General features: G+C 55.2%; 19 protein-coding genes. All 19 read right to left on the bottom strand.

What is annotated here, in order from left to right:
• Nucleotides 1-37: 37 nt before the first annotated feature.
• On the bottom strand, nt 38-340 hold the full coding sequence (locus tag ACW9HX_RS01825) for a hypothetical protein (protein ID WP_457379265.1): 303 nt from the start codon (nt 338-340) through the stop codon (nt 38-40).
• A gap of 78 nt (nt 341-418) precedes the next feature.
• Nucleotides 419-889, bottom strand: coding sequence for a hypothetical protein (locus tag ACW9HX_RS01820; protein ID WP_457379264.1), 471 nt, complete (start codon nt 887-889; stop codon nt 419-421).
• A gap of 91 nt (nt 890-980) precedes the next feature.
• Nucleotides 981-1,595: a hypothetical protein gene (locus tag ACW9HX_RS01815; protein WP_457379263.1), complete on the bottom strand. Its 615-nt coding sequence runs from the start codon at nt 1,593-1,595 to the stop codon at nt 981-983.
• Between the two features lie 81 nt (nt 1,596-1,676).
• Nucleotides 1,677-2,066 (bottom strand): immunity 22 family protein, encoded by a 390-nt coding sequence (locus ACW9HX_RS01810; RefSeq protein WP_457379262.1) that lies wholly within the window; start codon nt 2,064-2,066, stop codon nt 1,677-1,679.
• Nucleotides 2,067-2,129: 63 nt separating this feature from the next.
• Nucleotides 2,130-2,471 carry a hypothetical protein gene (locus tag ACW9HX_RS01805; RefSeq protein ID WP_457379261.1) on the bottom strand — a complete coding sequence of 114 codons (342 nt, stop codon included), beginning with the start codon at nt 2,469-2,471 and terminating at the stop codon, nt 2,130-2,132.
• 110 nt (nt 2,472-2,581) lie between these two features.
• Entirely contained in the window at nt 2,582-3,079 is a 498-nt protein-coding gene (locus ACW9HX_RS01800; RefSeq protein WP_457379260.1) for a hypothetical protein, read from the bottom strand.
• Nucleotides 3,080-3,245: 166 nt separating this feature from the next.
• Complete coding sequence (locus tag ACW9HX_RS01795) at nt 3,246-3,716, bottom strand: hypothetical protein (RefSeq protein WP_457379259.1); 471 nt, start codon at nt 3,714-3,716, stop codon at nt 3,246-3,248.
• 157 nt (nt 3,717-3,873) lie between these two features.
• Nucleotides 3,874-4,344, bottom strand: a complete 471-nt coding sequence (locus ACW9HX_RS01790) for a hypothetical protein (protein ID WP_457379258.1) — start codon at nt 4,342-4,344, stop codon at nt 3,874-3,876.
• On the bottom strand, nt 4,341-9,377 hold the full coding sequence (locus ACW9HX_RS01785; RefSeq protein ID WP_457379257.1) for an RHS repeat-associated core domain-containing protein: 5,037 nt from the start codon (nt 9,375-9,377) through the stop codon (nt 4,341-4,343). Before ACW9HX_RS01785 ends, ACW9HX_RS01790 begins: the two co-directional genes overlap by 4 nt.
• Nucleotides 9,374-10,099, bottom strand: a complete 726-nt coding sequence (locus ACW9HX_RS01780) for a DUF4123 domain-containing protein (RefSeq protein WP_457379256.1) — start codon at nt 10,097-10,099, stop codon at nt 9,374-9,376. Before ACW9HX_RS01780 ends, ACW9HX_RS01785 begins: the two co-directional genes overlap by 4 nt.
• A gap of 4 nt (nt 10,100-10,103) precedes the next feature.
• Nucleotides 10,104-12,146: a type VI secretion system tip protein TssI/VgrG gene (gene tssI, locus ACW9HX_RS01775; RefSeq protein ID WP_457379255.1), complete on the bottom strand. Its 2,043-nt coding sequence runs from the start codon at nt 12,144-12,146 to the stop codon at nt 10,104-10,106.
• Between the two features lie 130 nt (nt 12,147-12,276).
• Complete coding sequence (locus ACW9HX_RS01770; protein ID WP_007949952.1) at nt 12,277-12,792, bottom strand: Hcp family type VI secretion system effector; 516 nt, start codon at nt 12,790-12,792, stop codon at nt 12,277-12,279.
• 321 nt (nt 12,793-13,113) lie between these two features.
• Entirely contained in the window at nt 13,114-14,028 is a 915-nt protein-coding gene (catA, locus tag ACW9HX_RS01765) for a catechol 1,2-dioxygenase (protein WP_457379254.1), read from the bottom strand.
• A gap of 41 nt (nt 14,029-14,069) precedes the next feature.
• Nucleotides 14,070-14,360 (bottom strand): muconolactone Delta-isomerase, encoded by a 291-nt coding sequence (gene catC, locus ACW9HX_RS01760; RefSeq protein ID WP_457379253.1) that lies wholly within the window; start codon nt 14,358-14,360, stop codon nt 14,070-14,072.
• A gap of 18 nt (nt 14,361-14,378) precedes the next feature.
• Nucleotides 14,379-15,500 carry a muconate cycloisomerase family protein gene (locus tag ACW9HX_RS01755; protein ID WP_457379252.1) on the bottom strand — a complete coding sequence of 374 codons (1,122 nt, stop codon included), beginning with the start codon at nt 15,498-15,500 and terminating at the stop codon, nt 14,379-14,381.
• 22 nt (nt 15,501-15,522) lie between these two features.
• Nucleotides 15,523-16,284, bottom strand: coding sequence for a 1,6-dihydroxycyclohexa-2,4-diene-1-carboxylate dehydrogenase (locus ACW9HX_RS01750; protein WP_457379251.1), 762 nt, complete (start codon nt 16,282-16,284; stop codon nt 15,523-15,525).
• A 27-nt stretch (nt 16,285-16,311) separates the two neighbouring features.
• The gene (benC, locus tag ACW9HX_RS01745) at nt 16,312-17,319 is read right to left on the bottom strand and encodes a benzoate 1,2-dioxygenase electron transfer component BenC (protein ID WP_457379250.1); all 1,008 of its coding nucleotides are present in this window, start codon (nt 17,317-17,319) and stop codon (nt 16,312-16,314) included.
• Nucleotides 17,320-17,365: 46 nt separating this feature from the next.
• Complete coding sequence (benB, locus tag ACW9HX_RS01740) at nt 17,366-17,854, bottom strand: benzoate 1,2-dioxygenase small subunit (protein WP_007958097.1); 489 nt, start codon at nt 17,852-17,854, stop codon at nt 17,366-17,368.
• A complete protein-coding gene (benA, locus tag ACW9HX_RS01735) occupies nt 17,854-19,209 on the bottom strand; it encodes a benzoate 1,2-dioxygenase large subunit (RefSeq protein ID WP_457379249.1) in 1,356 nt (451 codons plus the stop codon). The genes benB and benA overlap by 1 nt, the downstream gene beginning before the upstream one ends.
• Nucleotides 19,210-19,253 lie beyond the last annotated feature (44 nt).

The raw sequence follows: 19,253 nt of genomic DNA, 5'->3' as shown, positions 1-19,253 counted from the left end.
TTTGGTTTGCTTCATGTGTCGGAAGCGCTTTTCGATTCTAGTTTTCCAGGTTTTTTAATACGTTTTCTAACGCGATTTTCAGTTCTGCCCAGTTTTTGGCTTTTTCACAATGAATCGGATTTTGCCAGTCTTGATTGTGGATTAGAGAGATTACAAAGGAACCGCGAGCGCTGAATTCTGGATACCATCCGATATCGAGTATTTGGCCGCATGGGAAGGTTGCTTGAAACATGTCCTCCTTCAAATTGTTTATTAGTAGAGATAGGTCAATCGCTTGATCAAGGTTCGATATATCATCGAGAGTTATTTTGGCTCCGAATCGGGCTAGGTCTTTTTTCATGATTTATCTAACACTTTGTGAAAGGAAAGTATGTAATATTGGTTTTTTGTAATCGATGTTTCCATGTTGGATCTATGGTTATAGGTTGGTTATGTTGTCTGGTCCGCCATTTTTGATGAGCATGTTTACTCGTCGAGTAAAGAGTTCGAGACTTTCAGGGATGTTGTTGGTTGCAACTGTTTTTTTGAGAAATGACATTGTTTTCGAGATTCTTCGCTTTTCGTCGTTGTTGGCATCTCGGATAAGATCGAATCCGTTTTTTGACAGATAGGGTTGTGTGGTTCTCAAGTAGTAATAGCAGCTAATATTTTCAAGAAGGTCGTGCGCATCGGTTATCGTGAGTTCTACAGTGCTTAGATACAAGCTGAATGCATTTTTCAGTATGTCTGTCGAGTTGTTCAGCGGTTTTAGAAAAATACTCGAGTCCTGCCAGTTTCTGATATGCAACTGAGTTCCCCAGTCTGGATCTCTCGTGAAATACTCTCCTTTGCCCCTGAAGTAATCTGGGAATTCATTTTTGTTCAGTGCGATTTCGAAGTTGCTCGTCATTGTGTGGGCCTGATTTTTGGTGGCGGTGATTTTATCAATTCAATGATGTTGTTTTCAATTTGTATTTTCTTCAGTAGCAATGGGGAGGTTGTTAATTGTAAGTGCGATAGCCAGCGTCAAAGTTGCTAGTGGTGTAAGTGTTGTTATATGTTGGGTCGAATAGGCCTGTGAGAGGTGGTTGAGTAGGTTTTTCTGAGTTTAGTTTTTCTAAAGCCTTTTGAAGCTCGGGGTAGCTTTCTATGTATGTATAGTCTGATGAACTAAATTCAAGTGTTATAGTGCTGGGTGAAACGAATGCGAAGTTAATCAAGAGCTCCGGAGTCGAAAAGATTCTTCCGCTGATGTCGTAAATTTTGTCTCCGGTATTTAAGTTTTGACCGTAGCGTTCGTGGGTTAAATATCCGTTATCTTGGTTTAATGGTCGCAGTAGTTTTTCGTAACCTTTTATTGACTCAAAGGTAATGCCGGCTTGTTTTATTATAAGGAAGCCATCTTCGGTCATGTTCTCTAAAAAGGTTGAGTTCTGCCTGCTGATCGAGGCGATGACGGGGTCGTCGATCAAGTTAAGTACGAAGTTTGATAGCTTAAGGTGAAATTTTTCCTGAGGGTTTTCGATTGGGGGGATGTTGATATAGCTTATAATTCCGCCTGCGTTATCGGAGTCGATCGCGCCAAAACACTCTGTGATATCAATTGAAAAAATCATTTTGTTCTCTCGGTAATGAACCGATCAAGTGATTTGGATCCGATTTGCTCGCCTTCGATGGTCTTGAATCCCTTTGATTCTCTATTCTTTGTATGTGAATGTGCCTCTGAAAGTGATTTCTTTGCCTCGGATTACGCGGGCTGATGGATTGCCTTGAAAAGTGAAATCGTATATTGCAATTAGAGTATCTATTGTTTGACTGGTAGGCTGAATATTTTTTGATTTTATGTCTGAGGATATATCGGAGTCGTAAGAAAAGCCTTCAATTGCACTCTCGAGAGAACTGGTGTTGCCGACTGTGTCAGCTTCGATAAAGTCGTTATCTATAAAGCCAAGTGAAAATGCATTTGTGAACTCGCATCCAAGCGAGTCTCCATCTTCTGAATATGCCGGCAACATTATTTTCTGGAGTGTTGACGGCTCCCATCCAGTTTTTGCAGTCCAGATTGAGACTGTTTTTGTTACTTCCATTTTGTCTCTCGGTTTTTTGAGATCTGAAGGAATGGAGTCAACGTTATTGTCTAGCCTTCGGGGCTATAAACACGGCGTGGATTTATTTTCATCAGCGAAAAATAAATCTGTCCCCTTTGTTTCTAAAGACGAAATTTCTGAATCGAGGGATTCAAGCACCTGCTGCACGATCATGGTGTTGTCGTTTGTGTAGCTACCGGTCGCATAGCCAAAAAAATCAACCAGTGAAGTTCGGATCGCCGGATCCCCATTGAGTTTCGGGGGAGTGGGTGCTGCGGGATCATTTGTCAGCAACAACGCAACGGTGCCGTCGGGACGTTTTTCTGAGCGTAGTGACAGGGCGGTTGCGTTCAGGGAAAGAGTCAAGGCGAGGATGAGGGTTAGGGAGCGCGTTAGGTGTGGCAAGAGACAGTCCTTTGTGTTGGTTGTAAATCAGATTGTGAGGTTGGTTTTATAAGCGGTATAACGAAATAAAAAACAAATAAGTTTTTTGGTTATAAGTCTCGTTGGTAAACTCAGTTGCGAAAGTAGAGTTCGTCGATCTGCCGTCGTCGAATCGATAAATATTCCTCCCACACTGTCGGAAAGTCTTCATCGCGGGTGAAGGGGAAGGTCAGGTAGATGTGTTTCCCGCTAACGCTCAAATACTGCCTGGTCCGTTTGAATGCGGGCTGCTCGTGAACTGATACAGTCTCATCATAACCATCGTGGCGCTGCTGGATACTGATCCGGTGCGGAGCAATCATTCCTCGTGAAAAGTCGATGACCCAACTACTGTCCACGGCAGTGGTGAGGTAACCGTAGACGCCATTGTCGGATAAGCGAATACACGATCTTGCGTGTACGCCCTCGTCATCGTTTACCAGTACAATTTTGTCGTTGAAATAATTGATGCGATTTTGATTAGGACCTGTTAGCAGAAGACCCCAACCCTCTGCTCCCATATGGAACTCACCTGTATTGTTAAATTCTGCAATCCAGTCATTCGGTAGGGTGATTTTATGGCAGTTCATGTTGAGTTTTTAGTAAGTTTAGTGGTCGGCGGGTAGTGAGTGGATGTGTTGTTCAAAGCTATGGAAACTGATTCCTGGAGATCTGTTTTAGTGATAATACGGACGGATTTACTCTCTTGAACGAAAACAAATCTATCCTTTTGAATTTTTTGGGTCTGTGGATTTTTTAAAGTTTTTCAATGTCTATAGCGCAGCCATTGTTTTTTAATCTTTGAAGCTCTTGCTCAAAGGAATACTTCGATGAGTTTTCGTTTTTTTTGTCGTATTCTTTTCTTAGTAGTCTAAACAGGGTGCTGACATTGTTTTTTACTTTTTTGTCAAGGCTTTCAATTAGGTCGTATTTCTCGTCTGAAAGAAAGCTTATTCTGTTTTTTAGGATGTAGTATGCGGCTATATTTGAGAGCAGGCCCGTTGCATCCTCGTAATTCTCGCTTAGATACTTTGCGTAGTCTTCAAATATTTTTGTCAAAAGACTCTGAGGCGCTTTTTGATTTTTTAAAACACTGCACATTTCCTGCCAATTGCTGACATAGAGGTGGTCACCCCAATCGGAACCTCTAGCGAAATAAATCCCTTCACCTTTGAAAAACTCGGAAATTTCATGCTGATCCAAGGCGTTTTCAAATGTGGTTTTCATTGAAGCTTTTCCCAATCTTCGAAGTTTTTCAGCAGCGTTCCAATATATCTGTTGTGGGTGACGCTTTCTGAGCCGATCAGGACTAAAAAGTGACTGAAAAGGGGATTCCCATTCGCTTAGTCCCCTTTGGCTTATAGATCCCAGCACCCCAAGAAAATCAGAGGTTATCTATGTTGGCTGGACCTCCGTCGTTGATGAGCTTGCTCATTCGGCGATTATAAAGCTCCAACTCTTGAGGATCGTTGTTAGTCGTGACTGTTTTTCTAAGAAAGCTCATAACAAGAGAGATTTTCTGTTTGTAACTATCAGTGCTGTCTCGCACAAGATCAAATCCATCTTTTGACAAGAAAGGATGCTTGTTTCTTAGATAGTAATAACAACCGATGTTTTCAAGTAGGTCGTTGGCATCATTTTTTGTAGGCTCAATGGAGTTTAAGAACTCGCCGAAAGCATCCCTCAATATTTCCGTCGAGTTGTTAAGGGGGGTCAAATAGCCGCAAAGTCCCTGCCAATTTATGATGTGCAGCTGAGTTCCCCAATCCGGATCTGGTGTGAAGTACTGGCCATTTCCTCTGAAATAGTCAGGGAATTCATTTTTTTTAGAAGCTATTTCAAAGTTGCTTGTCATTGGAGTTGTTCCCAGTCGTCGAATTGGCTTAGAAGTTTATTCATGTCAGCGCCGTGATTGATTTTCTCAGAGCCAATGAGGGCTGCTTCTTTTGTACCACTCTTCGTCTCGCCCCCAGGAACCCACTCTTTAGGATAAGCACCTGCTTCATTGCCGTTCGGTATCTCGTACTTGAATCGTGGATCGTCAGGTTTTATTTTTACTAAGTAAATTTTAGCTGACGATAGATCGTTTGAACCAAGATTTAGTTCTCGATTTAGAACTTCCCAGTCACCACCACTCGCTTTGTATTTTGCAACCACACTATCCATTTCGGAGGGCAGACCTACAAATTTTCTAGGGGGAAAGGTCGGGTACGAGGAACGCTCAATCCACTCGTCAATAACAACAAATGAACCACCTTGTTGCCTGAATGCTTCCTCGTGAAGGTTTACATATTGCTCCGGCAAATATTCACGTGCGCTTCCAGGTCGATTGCCTCGCTCTAAATTGATAACGTCATCATACTCAGATTGACTCATCGGGATTCGATCAGGTTTTGTTGCATTTGCTGTGTTGCTTGGTGGCTTGCAATCAGCACCAGGGCAGTTGTCTAACCCCAGCGGATCCACCCAACCCGTAGGGTTCGGAACGTATTGGTAGTTATTCAACCCACCCGCAAGCTTGATCGGATCCGGCGTCAGATACCGTGCTGTGTTCGGATTGTAGTAGCGGTGCCGGTTGTAATGTAACCCCGTCTCGGCGTCGAAGTACTGACCCTGGAATCGCAACGGATTGTCGATTTCACTGACATCCAGTGCCGCAAGGTTGCCATAGGCACGGTATTTAGCCGACCACATGATCTCGCCGCTGTAGTCGGTGAGTTCCTGTGGTGTGCCGAGGTGGTCGAGTTGATAGTAGAACGGCGTGGCCTTTAGTGGACCCTCGCCGTCGAGCATCGCCAGCGGGCGGAAGCTGCCGGGTTCGTAGATGTAGGTGCGATAGCGGTTGTCGGCGCTCTCGGCGACCAGACGTTCGCCTTGCCACAGGAATTCGGTGGTATGGCTGTCGACGGTCTTTTCGATGCGGCGGCCGAAGGCATCGTATTTGTACGACGCCGTACTGCCTCCCGGTAGGCTTACGCCGATCAGATGATGTTGGCAGTCATAGCGGTACTCAGTGACGAGTTTCTGGTTAGCGCCGCGCCGCTCGCGGATCAGGTTGCCGTAGGCGTCGTAGTCGTAGTGGCGGTCGCCCTGCATCAGCAGGCGGTTGCCTTTGACGTTGGCCAGGTTGGCAACGGGCATGTCGGTCTGACCTAGCAGGTTACCCGCCGGGTCATGGGCAAAGCTTTCGGGTGTTGCGCCACGTACGTTGATCAGACGATCCAGCGGATCGTAGTGGTAGCTGCGATTGCCTTTGCGGCTGTCGTCGATGCCGGCGAGGTTGCCGTTGGCATCGTAGTTATAGCGACGCTGGAACAGGTTTTTGTCGCGTTGACTGACGCTGTGCGCCTGCAGGCGACCTTGTTCGTCGTATTGGTATTGGCTGAGCAGCAGACCCTGCTGGCGTTGCTGTTCACGACCGGCGCTGAACTGGTGGGAAGTCAGGCGTGTCCCATTGAGGTCGATGCTGCTCAGATGCCCGCCGGGTTGGTGACGATAATCGAGTGTGCTGCCATCCGGCAGGCGGCAGTGGCTGAGCTGTCCGACGCTGTCGTATTCGTAACGGGTGGTGCCCCAGCCCTGATGCTCGGTGACCAGCCGATCCTGCACATCATATTCATAAGCAAGCGGCCAATGACCATCGTCCACGTTGACCAGACGGCCAAGTGCATCGTAGCTGTAGTGAATTTCCTCGCCGTCGGGCAGGGTCTTCACCAGCAGTCGGCCAGCGGCGTCGCGCTGGTACTCGGTGACCAGTTCGCTGCCGTCGTCGCCGAATTCGGTTTTCTTCAGCAGCTTGCCGTTGAGGTCGTACTCGTAGGCAGTGCGGCGTCCGTCGAAACCGGTTTCCTGCTGGATCAGCCCATTCGAGTAGTAATCCAGCTGATAGTGTTCGCCGCGTTCGTTTTCGATGTCGGTGAGCAGCAGGCGTGCGTTGTCATAGCGATAACGCAGTTGACTGCCGTCCGGGTTGATACGACGGCTGACCAGGTGCAGGTTATCGGCATACTCGTAACGGGTTACGCGGCCCAGTTCGTCGCGTTCAGCCGTGACGCGACCGTACGGGTTGTAGGTAAACGCGCGGGTGGCACCACCGGGCAGGGTGATCTGTGCCAGACGGTTTGCAGCATCCCACTGGTAGTGGGTGATTGCACCGGTTTCAGCCTGACGTGTGATCTGGCGACCGAGTGCGTCGTAACGATATTTGCGCTGACCGCCGTCGGGCAGGCGCTCCTCCAGCAACTGGCCGAGGTTATTCCAGCCCAGTTGATGGCGGCTGCCATCAGGGTGTCTGATTTCCAGTAAGCGTCCCTGGCGATCGTAGCTGTAGTGCGTCGAGTTTCCATCTGGATCAATTTGTTCGGTGATATCGCCCTGGTCGTTACGCCAGTAGATCCATTTGGCCGGGCCACGGTTAACCACACGGACGTAACCGTGGTAGTACTCGTAGGAGGTCGGCATGTCTTCCGGCGGGATGACCGCGACCAGTCGACCGGCCTCGTTGTATTGGTATTCAGTGACTGCGCCAAGTGGATCCTTTTCGGCGATCAACCGGCCTTGATCGTCGTAAGCCTTAAGGTGTTCCGCGCCATCCGGATCGACCTTGGCGACGAGTCGAGCCTTGTCGTCGTGGGTGTAGACCTCTTCACTGCCATCGGCGTTGGTAACCGTGACGCTGCCTTTGTCATCCCAGGCATAGTGCGCGTCCATCTGCGAGAAGCTGGCCCAGTGATGGATGCAGCGCGCTGACTTGCCTTCCTTTTCCCATTCCCAGTAGAAGCTGGCGCCACCGGCGAGTTGCCGCTCGAGAATGACGTTCTGTTCGTTGTAGGTGTAACGCTCTGATTCACCGGCAGCGTTCGTGGCTTTGATCAGGCGTTGTTGAGCATCGTACGTGTAGGTGACCAGCGTCTGGACGGTGCTCCATGCATCTTCCAGATTGTCTGCCGGGACAAATTGCTGATAGTCGATGGCGACAATGTGTTTGCGGTCGTACCGAACCAGAAGTGCTCGACCGGCCCCGTTATCCACGCGCTTGATTCGACCGTGAATGTCACGGGTGATGTGCAGGCGATTGTCGTAGTTGTCGCTGATGGCGATCAGCGTCGCGCCTTTGTTGTTGAAGCGGAAGTGATAGAACTGCTTGCGTTCACCAGCCTGCGTGAGCACCAGTTCGGAAGGATCATTGCCGATGAAGATCGCGGCTTCCGAAAGGCTGTTGGTGATTGCCGGACGCTTCTCGCTCGGCATAGGAAAAGTCGTGACACGGTTTTCGTGGTCGGTCCAGACGACTTCATCGCCATTGATGTCCACCCGTTGGGCGAGGGCATGGCTCCAGCCAAAGCCGAGACCGCAATCCATTTCCGCCGCACTGGTGCGATAGAGACGCGTCCAGGTGAAGGGCAGTAAACCGCCGAGTTCGCCGTCGGTAATAGTCAATAGTTCTTCACCCGTCACCATCGAAACCGGGCAGCCATTGGTGCAGGTTTTCTTGGCGCAGGTGGCGCTTTTATCGTCAGGTGTCTTCGATTGATCAGGAACGTCGTCGACTTTTTCCTTCGGTTCAAGCTTGTGTTGGTTTTGTTTTTTATCCCGCGGAAATGATGAAGCGTCCTTGACCTCCTGTTTCGGTGTATCTGAAGTTTTCGGCAGCGGGCCTTTGGCTGGTTGCTCCGCTACCTGGCTTTTCGGTGCGGCCTTGGTTGGTTGGGGTTTGGGCTTGGGCGCTTCAGCGGCGGCTTCGTCGATCTTCAATGCTGCCGTTTTGGCAGGCTTCATCGGCACATTCTTGGCGCTGGCGATGATTGGTTTCGACACCTCCGCATGAGCGGGCAGGGCGTGTTTGTTGCTGAGTGTCATCAGAGTAGAAGCAAGATCATCCAGGTACTTGATCGCTTCACCCGATTTGACCGTGGACAGGACTTTCGTCCCTGCTCTTACAGCCAGTCCGGCACCACCCGTCAGGCAGATACCCACCAGTACGTTGATCAGAAACTCCGAAGCAATCGCCGTCATAACGTCGACGATGACCTGCGGCGGAAGCATGCCGACCCAGGCCACAATCGCCGAGACATAGATGAACATCAGCGGCTCGTCGCTGAGGATCAGCAGCCCTGAAGCGATGGACTCTTTCGACGCGGCATAGAGCTTGTCGATTTCGATGTCCGAGAGATATTTTTTGAGTTTTGCGTAGTTTTTTTGCGGATTAGCGAGCAGCTCGAACAGGCTTTTGATGTCGTCCCACAGACGAAGCAGAGCTTTCTCAAAACCATCCAGTGCCCGTTTGAGCAAAATGACCGAGCGCCCGGCGCGATCTGCCGCCGAGTAGCTCGCCCATTGCGGCTGAAACTTGCTCGACCATTCGCTTTGAAGCCAACCGTCAAGCTTGCCGATAACGCCTTGATAGGAGTCATAGAGCGCTTTGACGTCGTTCTGCGAGACGTTGGGAAAGAACGTGATGCGGTAGGTCTGACCCTTCTTGCAGCCTTCAACCACCTTGATGCCGCTTGGGCCGATCATGGTTTCGATGACCGGTCCGGTAACGTCGTCGTAGAAGGTGCCTTTGGTCACTGGCTCCAGCTTCACCGGAGTATTGCCAATTGGGACGAATCGCGCTGACTCAAACATATGGATCAGTGTGAAATCACCCACCAGTGGGCAGGTCGCATAGGTTTCCACAGCGCCGGTTTTGGTCTTGCGTTTAGTCACGCTGACTTCATTTCCGACCTTGAAAGTCTGGTCGACATCCAGAGCCCAGCCTGTCCAGAAACCGTCAGCCCAATCCTTGTAATCACTCAGGCAGTTTTTGAAGTCTTTGAGAATCAGGCTCACGTCAGGTGTTTTGGCGTCCAGCACACGCAGGACCAATGTACCAATCGGGGTATTCATGACGTGACTTCCTTTGTCAGCTCAGCAGCAAGACGCTCTGCCATTTCTTCTGTATTTGGGTTTTGGCGTACGAAGCGCTCGACCTTTCTACGCAGGTTGGCTTCGGGAAATTCGAAGTACAGCTCCGGACAATCTTCTGATAGCCACTGCATCAGGTTCTCGACGACGGTGGTGTGATCCTTTTTTGCGAGGACATCCAACAGCGTTTGAGGCACTTCCCACCAAGGCCATTTTTTTGCAGGCGGCACTGCTCTTCGGCCCACTTCAACGCTTTTGCCATTGATCAGATATCGCTCGAATACCGGTAAAACTTCGCCGGTGGCAGGGCCAAGGGCCTCAATGATCGGGTAGATATGCCGACCATCCCAAAATCGAAAAAATACTTCCGTGGCATCTGGCATACGTACTTGGGTGAGGCTACGTAAGTGCTCCAGTACCAGATCTGGATCGCAGGTAGACACGGCGAGCCATCCCCAATCCAATGCGTCGGTTTCAGCGATCCACGACAAGAATCCAGCGTTCGGGGTGATTTCTGCGAGGTACGGCATCACCGGTTTCCAATCGGCGTACGGCGTTCCGCTCCAGATAGGTAGAAGTTGCGGAGCCGTATCATGCTGATAAAAGGGCTTCAGTGGCTCTGCATCACTGGCGGCGCTGACGACCAAGTACAGACGTTCGTCTTTCTGCAACGGCTGTTGTGCCAGCCAATCCTTGGGTGTCATTCGATTAGATGGCACAGGCACCCGCCTTACACTTCTCACACTCTTCACAAAACGGCGCATTACGCTTGAGCGTGTTGATCTGCGCCGGTGTCAGCACGGCACCCGCCTTGTCGGCATCCGCCTGTTTCAGCACGCCCGGCATCAACGGCGCCGCCCCAGTCCCGCTCCCCGGTCCACCGCCCGAGTTCACGTTGATCGCCGGCCCGCTCATGGTCACGCCACCGCCATCGATCTTGATGAAGCTGCCACCGCCGACCAGCGTCAGTTCGGCCCCGGCCTCCAGCACCACCTTCATCCCGCTGCTCAGGTGAATTTCCTGGCCCGCGTCGATGAACTGTCCGGTGCCGATCTTGATGTGCTGGTTCACGCCCACGGTCAGGTGGTCGTTGGCCCGTGCTTCGACTTTGCGGTCTGCGTAAACGGTGTGGTGTTCTTCGGCCTTGAATTCCGTGTAGCTGTTTTTTTCCACGACGTCGTGGCGTTCGTTGCCGACGCGGATTTTCTGGTCGTGTTCGATGTTCTCGTCCCAGTCGCGCTGGGCGTGGAGGAAGATCTGTTCCTGGCCTTTCTTGTCTTCGATGCGCAGTTCGTTGAAGCCACCGCCGCCCATCGAGCTCAGGGTCTTGAAGGTGGTGCGCGTCTTGTTCGCCGGCAGGGCGTAGGGGACGGTGTTTTCCTTGTGGTACAGGCAGCCGCTGATCAGCGGTTGATCGGGGTCGCCTTCAAGGAAGGTCACCAGCACTTCCATGCCGATGCGCGGGATGGCGATGCCGCCGTACTGGGCGCCGGCCCAGGCGGAAGACACGCGCAGCCAGCAGCTGGTCTTGTCGTCGGCCAGGCCGTCGCGGTCCCAGTGGAACTGGACTTTCACGCGGCCGTATTCGTCGCAGTGGATTTCCTGGCCTTGCGGGCCGGTGACCACGGCACTCTGGCTGCCGAGGATGCGCGGTTTCGGGTGGCGCAGGGGCGGGCGGTTCGGCACGTCCCACGGGGTGGCCTGGAAGCGGTTGCGGTAGCCCTGATGGAAGTCGTCTTTCAGCGCGGTGGTGTCACTGGTCACCGATTCTTCCAGCACCTGCGGCTGCTTGCCTTCGTGATGGACTTCGGTGAGCAGCCACAGGTCATTCCATTTGGCCTTCGGGTGTTCTTTCAGCGCGAGGAAATGGCCGCTGACCAGCAATGGCTGGTCGCTCTTGCCTTCGGCGAGCTGGAAGTCGCTGCGATGGCGTTCGAGGGCGCGTTTGGCCAGGTGCTTGCCGCGCTCGCGGTCGACGAAACGGCCCGGGTAGTCGTAGTCCTCGAGGTCGGGCAGGGCGTCGCCACGGTTTTCGCTTTCGAGGGTGATCCGCGGTTTTTCGAAGTCGTAGTCGCGGCGGGTGGTGCGGCTGGTGCGGGTTTCCAGGCGCAGGTCGAAGCGCTTGATTACCGGGTCGCTGGCGACCATGCCGGAGTCCTGCTGATAGGCCACCGGCGCCAGTTTGTGGAACACCGTCTGGTCATCGCCGAACACCAGTTTGTGGCCGCTGGCGGTGTGCTGGAAGTGGTAGTGAATGCCTTCTTCTTCGCACAGGCGCTGGATGAAATGCAGGTCCGATTCGTCGTACTGCACGCAGTAAATACGATCGGGGTAGATCGAACCGGTCTGGAAGGCGTAGGCGTTGCCCTGGATGCCGTGTTCTTCGAGGACCTTGCCGATGATTTTCGGCACGCTGAGGTTCTGGAAGATCCGCTGGTTGATCCGGTGCGCCAGGTACGCCAGTTGCGGTCGCAGGGTCACGGAGTAGCGCGTCAGGCGCTTGCCGGAATCGCCTTGCGCGGCGCGGTAGATCAGGCCGTGGATGCCGCTGCCGTCGGGTGACAGCTGCAAAAAGGCCGGTTTGTGCAGCAGGGTTTCGAGGTCCAGCGACGGCTGCTCACTGACCAGCTCCACCTCGAACACAAAAGGCTGGCTGATGGCTTCCCGACCGGTGAGGGTGAACACCTGAAAGTCGTTGGAAAGACCTTCGACGGTCAGGGCAAAGTGAGTTTCATTGGCCGGCGCGAACATCCCTTGTTCCTCGTGCTGTACAGCGGCGTTCGTCGATGACCGCCAAGCGGATCAACGCACGCGAAATTCTGGAGGGCGTAAACAACATCGACCAGCAGAGCTGGCCGATGCTTGAAACGATCAGCCGTAATTAAACGACTGGAGCACGCCAGTCATCGGAACCCGAAGTACCGGATACTTCGTGGGTCCAGGTGATTTTGCGGTAGGTGAACTGCACTTCTTCCAGGTGGGTGAAGTGCGCGTTGCCTGGATCCTGGCAGTTGTGCATTTTGTTGTTGATGGCGACGATGATCGCGTCTTCCAGTTTGGTGGTGTAGTAGTGCTCTTGGGTACCTTGAGCCGAAGTGCGGTACCACTGGATAACGATTTCGCTCATGCGCTCGCCGGAGGTCAGAGCCGCTTGCAGCAGAGGCGAAGCCTTGTCGTAGACCTTGGTGATCACAACTGGCTTGTGAACGCGCTGACCGGTTGGCTGACCGGATTGCGGGTCACGCGGGATGATCACGTCGTGGGTGAAAGCCTGAACCATAACCTGGTCTTCGTGGCCTTCCTGGTAGGTGTTGCCAACGGAGTCGGCGGTGAAGGCGCCGGCAGTGATCAGGCCTTGTTTTTCGCCGGTAACCGACATGTACGCTGGTGTTGCCATGGGGTGTGCTCCTTGCTCAAAAGACAGGACCGGACGGCGTGATTGCCTGTCCAGGTGGCGAAAGAGTTATCAAAAGTCGTGCCAGCTATCACATGGCCATTACCCATCAAGGGGTTACGAAACTCGCGTGGGGTTTTTTCGATTTTTGCTGTAGGAAACAGCGAAAAAGTGCGCAAGAAGTTGCGCAGTACTGTGCAACTTCTTGCGCACTTGGCTGGAGGCCTTGATCGGCAAGGCCTGTAGCGGTTTTTAGTAGGGTTTTATTACGGACAACTGCGCAACTTCTTGCGCAGTTCGACCAATCCGCTCAGACCTCCCGAATCAGTATTCCTGCAACGCCCGTGGCCGTTGACTGCGCTGTTCGGCCGCCGCATCCGGCGCCTGTTGCAACTGAAAGTCGAACTTCAATTCGGCACGACGCCCTGCCGCATCCTCCAAAAACTCGACCTCCCCGACCAACCCTTCACGAGTCGCATAGGCAAAGTCATCCCACAGGTATTTGTCCCCCGACAAATTGATCTGCGTCGTCAGATGCCGATGCCCGGGCGCAGAAATGAAGAAGTGAATATGAGCCGGTCGCTGGCCGTGGCGGCCGAGCAGGTTCAGGCATTCCTGGGTCGGGCCCTGGGGATCGCAGCCATAACCGGAAGGCACGATGCTGCGGGCGCGATAGCGGCCTTGGGCGTCGGTGATGATCCGGCGGCGCAGGTTGTAATCAGACTGGCTCTGGTCGAAGAACGAATAAGTGCCCTTAGTGTTGGCGTGCCACAGGTCGACCGTGGCACCCGCTAACGGCTGACCTTGCGGGTCGAACACCTGGCCTTCGAGGAACATCACTGTGGCGACGCCTTCTTCGCTGCCGTCGTCCATCCGGCATTCACCTTCGTACAGTGGCGCGCCGGCCACGTACAACGGGCCTTCGATGGTGCGCGGTGTGCCGCCGGTCAAGCCGATCTGCGCATCCTTGGCGTCCTGCAACAGGTCGAGGAAATGTTCGAGGCCGAGGCCGGCGACCAGCAGTCCGGCTTCGGAACGTCCGCCCAGACGGTTGAGGTAATCGACGGCTTTCCAGAATTCGTCTTCGCTGATTTCCAGGTCTTCGATGATCCGGGCGGTGTCCTGCAACACCCGCTGGACGATGGTTTTCAGCCGCGAGCTGCCGCCATCGTTGGTAAAACCGGCGGCTTCTTCGAAGAAATTTTGCAGTTCGGCAGTGTGGGCAATCTTCACGGTCATGGTATTCACCTCATCTTGTTGTTGTGGGGTTGAGTCCAGGCTCAGCGGTCGTCGGCGTGGATCGACGAGGGATGGCGGCAGAGGCCGTCGATCTCGATCTCCATGTAGGGAAACAGCGGCAACAGCATCAGGGTGTCGTGCAGCGCTTCAACGCTGGGCACGTCGAACACGCTGTAATTGGCGTAGTGCCCGGCGATGCGCCAGAGGTGACGCCACTGGCCTTCGCGTTGCAGGCGCTGGGCGAGTTCCTTCTCGTCGGCCTTGAGCTTTGTGGCAACGGCCGGAGCCATATCGGCGGGCAATTTCACGGTCATTTTTACGTGGAACAGCATGGCGTTCTCCTTGGGGAATCAGTGCCGGCGAAAACGCGCCAGGCGTTCTTCATCCAGCGTCAGGCCCAGGCCTGGGGTGCGTGGAATGTGCAAGTGAAAGTCGCGGTACTGCGGGCGCTCGGTGACGATGTCTTCGGTCAGCAGCAACGGGCCGAACAGCTCGGTGTCCCAGGTCAGCTGCTTGAGCGTGAGGAACGCATGGGCCGAGGCCAGGGTGCCTATGGAGCCTTCGAGCATGGTGCCGCCGTACAGGGCGATGCCGGCGGCTTCGGCGATTTGCGCGGTGCGCAACACGGCGCGCGGGCCGCCGTTCTTGGCGATCTTCAGGGCGAACACGCTGGCGGCGCCGTCGGCAGCGAGGCTGAAGGCGTCCTCGACGCTTTCAATGGATTCGTCGGCCATGATCGGCGCCGGGCTGCGCTGGTTCAGGCGAACCTGCCCGGAACGATTGACCCGCGAGATCGGTTGTTCGATCAGGTCGATACCGTTATCACCGAGCACCTGGCAGCCGCGAATCGCCTGGGATTCGTCCCAGTACTGGTTGACATCGACCCGCACACTGGCGCGCTCGCCCAGGGCTTTCTTGATCGCCACCACATGTTTGAGATCCTGCTCCAGCGGGTTGGCTCCGATCTTCAATTTGAAGATCCGGTGCCGCCGCGCTTCAAGCATTTGTTCGGCCTCGGCAATGTCGCGGGCGGTGTCGCCGCTGGCCAGGGTCCAGGCCACTTCGAGGCTGTCGCGAACCCGACCGCCGAGCAGTTCGCTCACCGGCAGGCCGAGGCGTTTACCTTGAGCATCGAGCAATGCGCTCTCGATGCCGGACTTGGCGAAGGTGTTGCCCTTGGCGATCTTGTCGAGCTTCTGCATGGCGGCGTTGATGTTGCTCGCGTCCATACCGATCAGCGCCGGCGCCAGGTGCGCGTCGATGTTGGCCTTGATGCTTTCCGGGCTTTCGTAGCCGTAGGCCAGGCCGCCGATGGTGGTGGCTTCGCCGATGCCTTCGATACCGTCGCTGCAGCGCAGGCGCAGGATCACCAGCGTCTGGTTCTGCATCGTGTGCATGGCCAGTTTGTGCGGACGGATGGTCGGCAGGTCGACGATGATCGTCGACAGGTTTTCAATCAGGATCCGGTTCATTTCAGTGTCCATTCAAACGTGATCAGCCGAGATCGCCGCCACCGACCGGCAAGGTCACGCCGGTAATGTAGGAAGCGTCATCCGAGGCCAGAAACAGGATCGCGCCGACCTGTTCGTCGAGGGTTCCGTAGCGTTTCATCAGGCTGCTATCGAGGGTTTGCGCGACGATTTCCTGATACCAGGCTTGCTCCTGCGCGGACTGTTCGCCAGCGTTTCGCGGAATGCGTCGGGGTGGCGCTTCGGTCCCCCCGGGCGCGGTGGCGTTGACCCGAATTCCGCGCTCAGCGTTTTCAAAGGCCAGGCAAGCCGTCAATGCGTTGATGCCGCCCTTGGCTGCGCCGTAGGGAACGCGGTTCAGACTGCGGGTCGCAATCGATGACACATTGACGATCGCCCCGCGTCCCTGCTTGAGCATGTACGGCAGCGCGGCGTGGCAGCACCACAGCGTCGGGAACAACGAGCGGCGCACCTCGGCCTCGATCTGCTCGACTTCGTAATGCTCGAAGGGCTTGGCCCAAATGGTGCCGCCGACGTTGTTGACCAGCACATCCAGACGCCCGAAAGCATCGATGGCGGCGGCCATCACCCGCGCACAATCGGCGTACTGCTCAAGGTCGGCGGTCAGCGACAGCACGCCCTCGCCTTGCAGTTCGTGAACCAGTCCGGAGCGGTCGACGGCGATGACTTGTGAGCCTTCTTCCAGCAAGCGCTCGCACACCCGGCGACCGATGCCCTGCGCCGCGCCGGTAACCAGCGCGACCTTGTTGGCGAATCTGTTGTTCATGACAACCTCGACATTCAGAAAAAAGACTCAGGCCGCCGCGAACTTTTCGTAGTAAAAATTCGCCGGCGTGATGCCCTGTTCGCGGATGTACTGGCTGACGGCCTCGACCATCGGCGGCGGGCCGCACAGGTACACGTCGACATCGCCTTCGTTGAGGTGACGCGGTTCGATGTGCTGGGTGACGTAGCCCTTGAGCGGGTGCTGGCTCTGCGGATTGGCCACGCAGGCGCCGAAGCTGAAATTCGGGATGCGGGCGGCGAAGGCTTCGAGACGGTCGAGTTCCACCAGATCGAAATCGTTGGTCACGCCGTAGATCAAGTGAACCGGATGCTCGCTGCCCTGCTCGGCGATTTTTTCCAGCATCGCCGTGAACGGCGCCAGCCCGGTGCCACCGGCCAACAACAGCAGCGGACGCTTGATCTCGCGCAGGTAGAAACTGCCCAGCGGCCCGGCCAGATTCAGGCTGTCGCCGGCCTTGGCCAGCCCGGTGAGGAAGCTGCTCATCAAGCCGCCGGGGACATTGCGGATCAGGAAACTGACCTCGCCGTTCTTCTGCAACGAGCTGAAGGAATAGGCGCGGGATTGCCCGCTGCCCGGCACTTGCAGGTTGACGTATTGCCCTGGCAGGAACGCCAGTTTGCTCAGGGAGTCGCCCTTGATTGACAACGCGATGGTGCTCTCGGAGAGCTGACGAACATCGCTGATCGACGCCTGAAAACTTGCCTGCTCGGTCTTGCACACCTGCGAGCCGACCGGCACCCGCACCACGCAATCGCTTTCGGCGCGCATCTGGCAAGTCAGAACGTAACCCTGGGCCAGCTCGTCTTCACTCAAGGCGTCTTCGATGAAGTTGTCGCCCATGGCGTAACGCCCGGCCTCGGCGAAACACTTGCAGGTGCCGCAGGCGCCGTCGCGGCAGTCCAGCGGGATGTTGATGCCCTGGCGGTAGGCCGCGTCGGCAACGGTTTCGTGGCCGGTGGCCTCGATGAAACGGGTGACCCCGTCTTCGAAATTCAGTGCGATCTGGAAACTCATGGTGCACCTCGCTCACAGCGTCGAGCCCGGCTCGCCGCCGTCTCGATCAGATGTGGTAGATGTCGATGACCTGACGGACGTAATCGTTCTTCAGCACGACTTTCTTGGCCTTGATCAACGGCTGTTCGCCGCGCAGGTCGAGGGTGTAGAAGCTGGTGCCGAAGTAACTGTCGGTGACCTGATAGCGAAAGCTCAGGGTGTGCCAGTTGAAGCGCACCCGGCATTGGCCTTCGCCCTGCTCGACGATCTCGATGTTGCTCAGGTTGTGCGAGGTGCGGGTGTCGGGGATGGTCGCGCTGGAGCGCTCGGTCTTGATCCGGAACACCCGGTCTTCGAGGCCGCCACGGTTGCCGTACCAGATCAGCGAGATTTCGCTTTGCGGGTCTTCGGTCAGGGTGTCGTGGTCGTCCCAGGCCGGCATCCAGAAACTGGCATCGGCGGCGTAGAGCTCCAGCCACTGATCCCACTGGCCGTCGTCGAGGTAGCGCGCTTCGCGGTAGAGGAAATCGCGCACGGTGTCATAGAGGTTGCTCATCACACAGCCTCCACAGGGATCAGATTCGGCTCGGTCGAAGCAGCCTTGAGCATGGTTTCCTGCCAGTACTTGTGTTGCAGCACGAACAGGCCTTCGTCTTCGGTGCGCATGCCGGACAACAAGGGTTTAAGGTCGATTTCCTCGGCCGCTGCGTCCGGGCCTTCGACCCAATGGGTCGCGCCACGGGACATGTCGTTCCAGCCGCGCCCGGCACCGTAGCCGGTCTGGCACGAGCGGAACTCTTCCAGATCATCCGGGGTGGCCATGCCGCTGACGTTGAAGAAGTCTTCGTATTGGCGAATACGCTTGGCACGGGCATCGCTGCTCTCGCCTTTGGGGGCAATGCAGTAGATGGTGATCTCGGTCTTGTCGACGGAGATCGGCCGAGCGATGCGGATCTGCGAGCTGAACTGATCCATCAGGTACACGTTGGGGTACAGGCACAGGTTGCGCGAGTTCTCAATCATCCAGTCGGCGCGGGCCTGGCCGAAGTCCCGGGCCAGTTCATCGCGGCGCTCGTAGGCCGGACGGTCCTCCGGGTTGGCCCAACGGGTCCAGAGCAGCAAGTGGCCATGGTCGAAGGAGTAGAAACCGCCGCCCTTCTTCGCCCAACTGCCGGCGCTCATGGTCTTGATTTCTTCGCCGGCGTCGCGCTGCTGACGCTGGTTTTGGGTAGCGGCGTAGTTCCAGTGCACGGAACTGACGTGATAGCCGTCGGCGCCATTTTCGGCCGTGAGTTTCCAGTTGCCTTCGTAGATGTAAGAGCTGGAACCGCGCAGGACTTCCAGCCCTTCGGGGGACTGATCGACGATCATGTCGATGATCTTGGCCGACTCGCCCAGATGCTCGGCGAGGGACTTCACGTCAGCATTCAGGCTGCCGAACAGGAAGCCGCGATAGGATTCGAAACGCGCGACTTTGGTCAGGTCGTGGGAGCCTTCGCAGTTGAAGCCTTCGGGGTAGCCGGCTTCGCTTGGGTCCTTGACCTTGAGCAGTTTGCCGCTGTTGTTGAACGTCCAGCCGTGGAACGGGCAGGTGTAGCTGGAACGGTTGCCGGACTTGTGCCGGCACAGCATGGCGCCGCGATGGCTGCACGCATTGAGAAAGGCGTTGAGCTCACCGGCCTTGTTGCGGGCGATGAACACGGGTTGGCGGCCCATGGTGGTGGTCAGAAAGTCATTGACGTTGGGGATCTGGCTTTCATGGGCGAGGTAGATCCAGTTGCCTTCGAAGATGTGCGCCATCTCCAGTTCGAACAGCCGTGGATCGGTGAACATCTCCCGCTTGCAGCGGTAGGCACCCTTCTCGGGGTCCTCTTCAAGCATGGCATTGAGGTAGTCGATTCCCAGGGACATGGCCGGGGCCTCCATTGTTATTGTTCAGGCCAGGTCAGATTAGG

Source organism: Pseudomonas sp. SDO52101_S400, from assembly GCF_054071635.1.
Note: the sequence above shows the minus strand (reverse complement) of the source record. Positions and strands in the feature narration are given on the sequence as shown.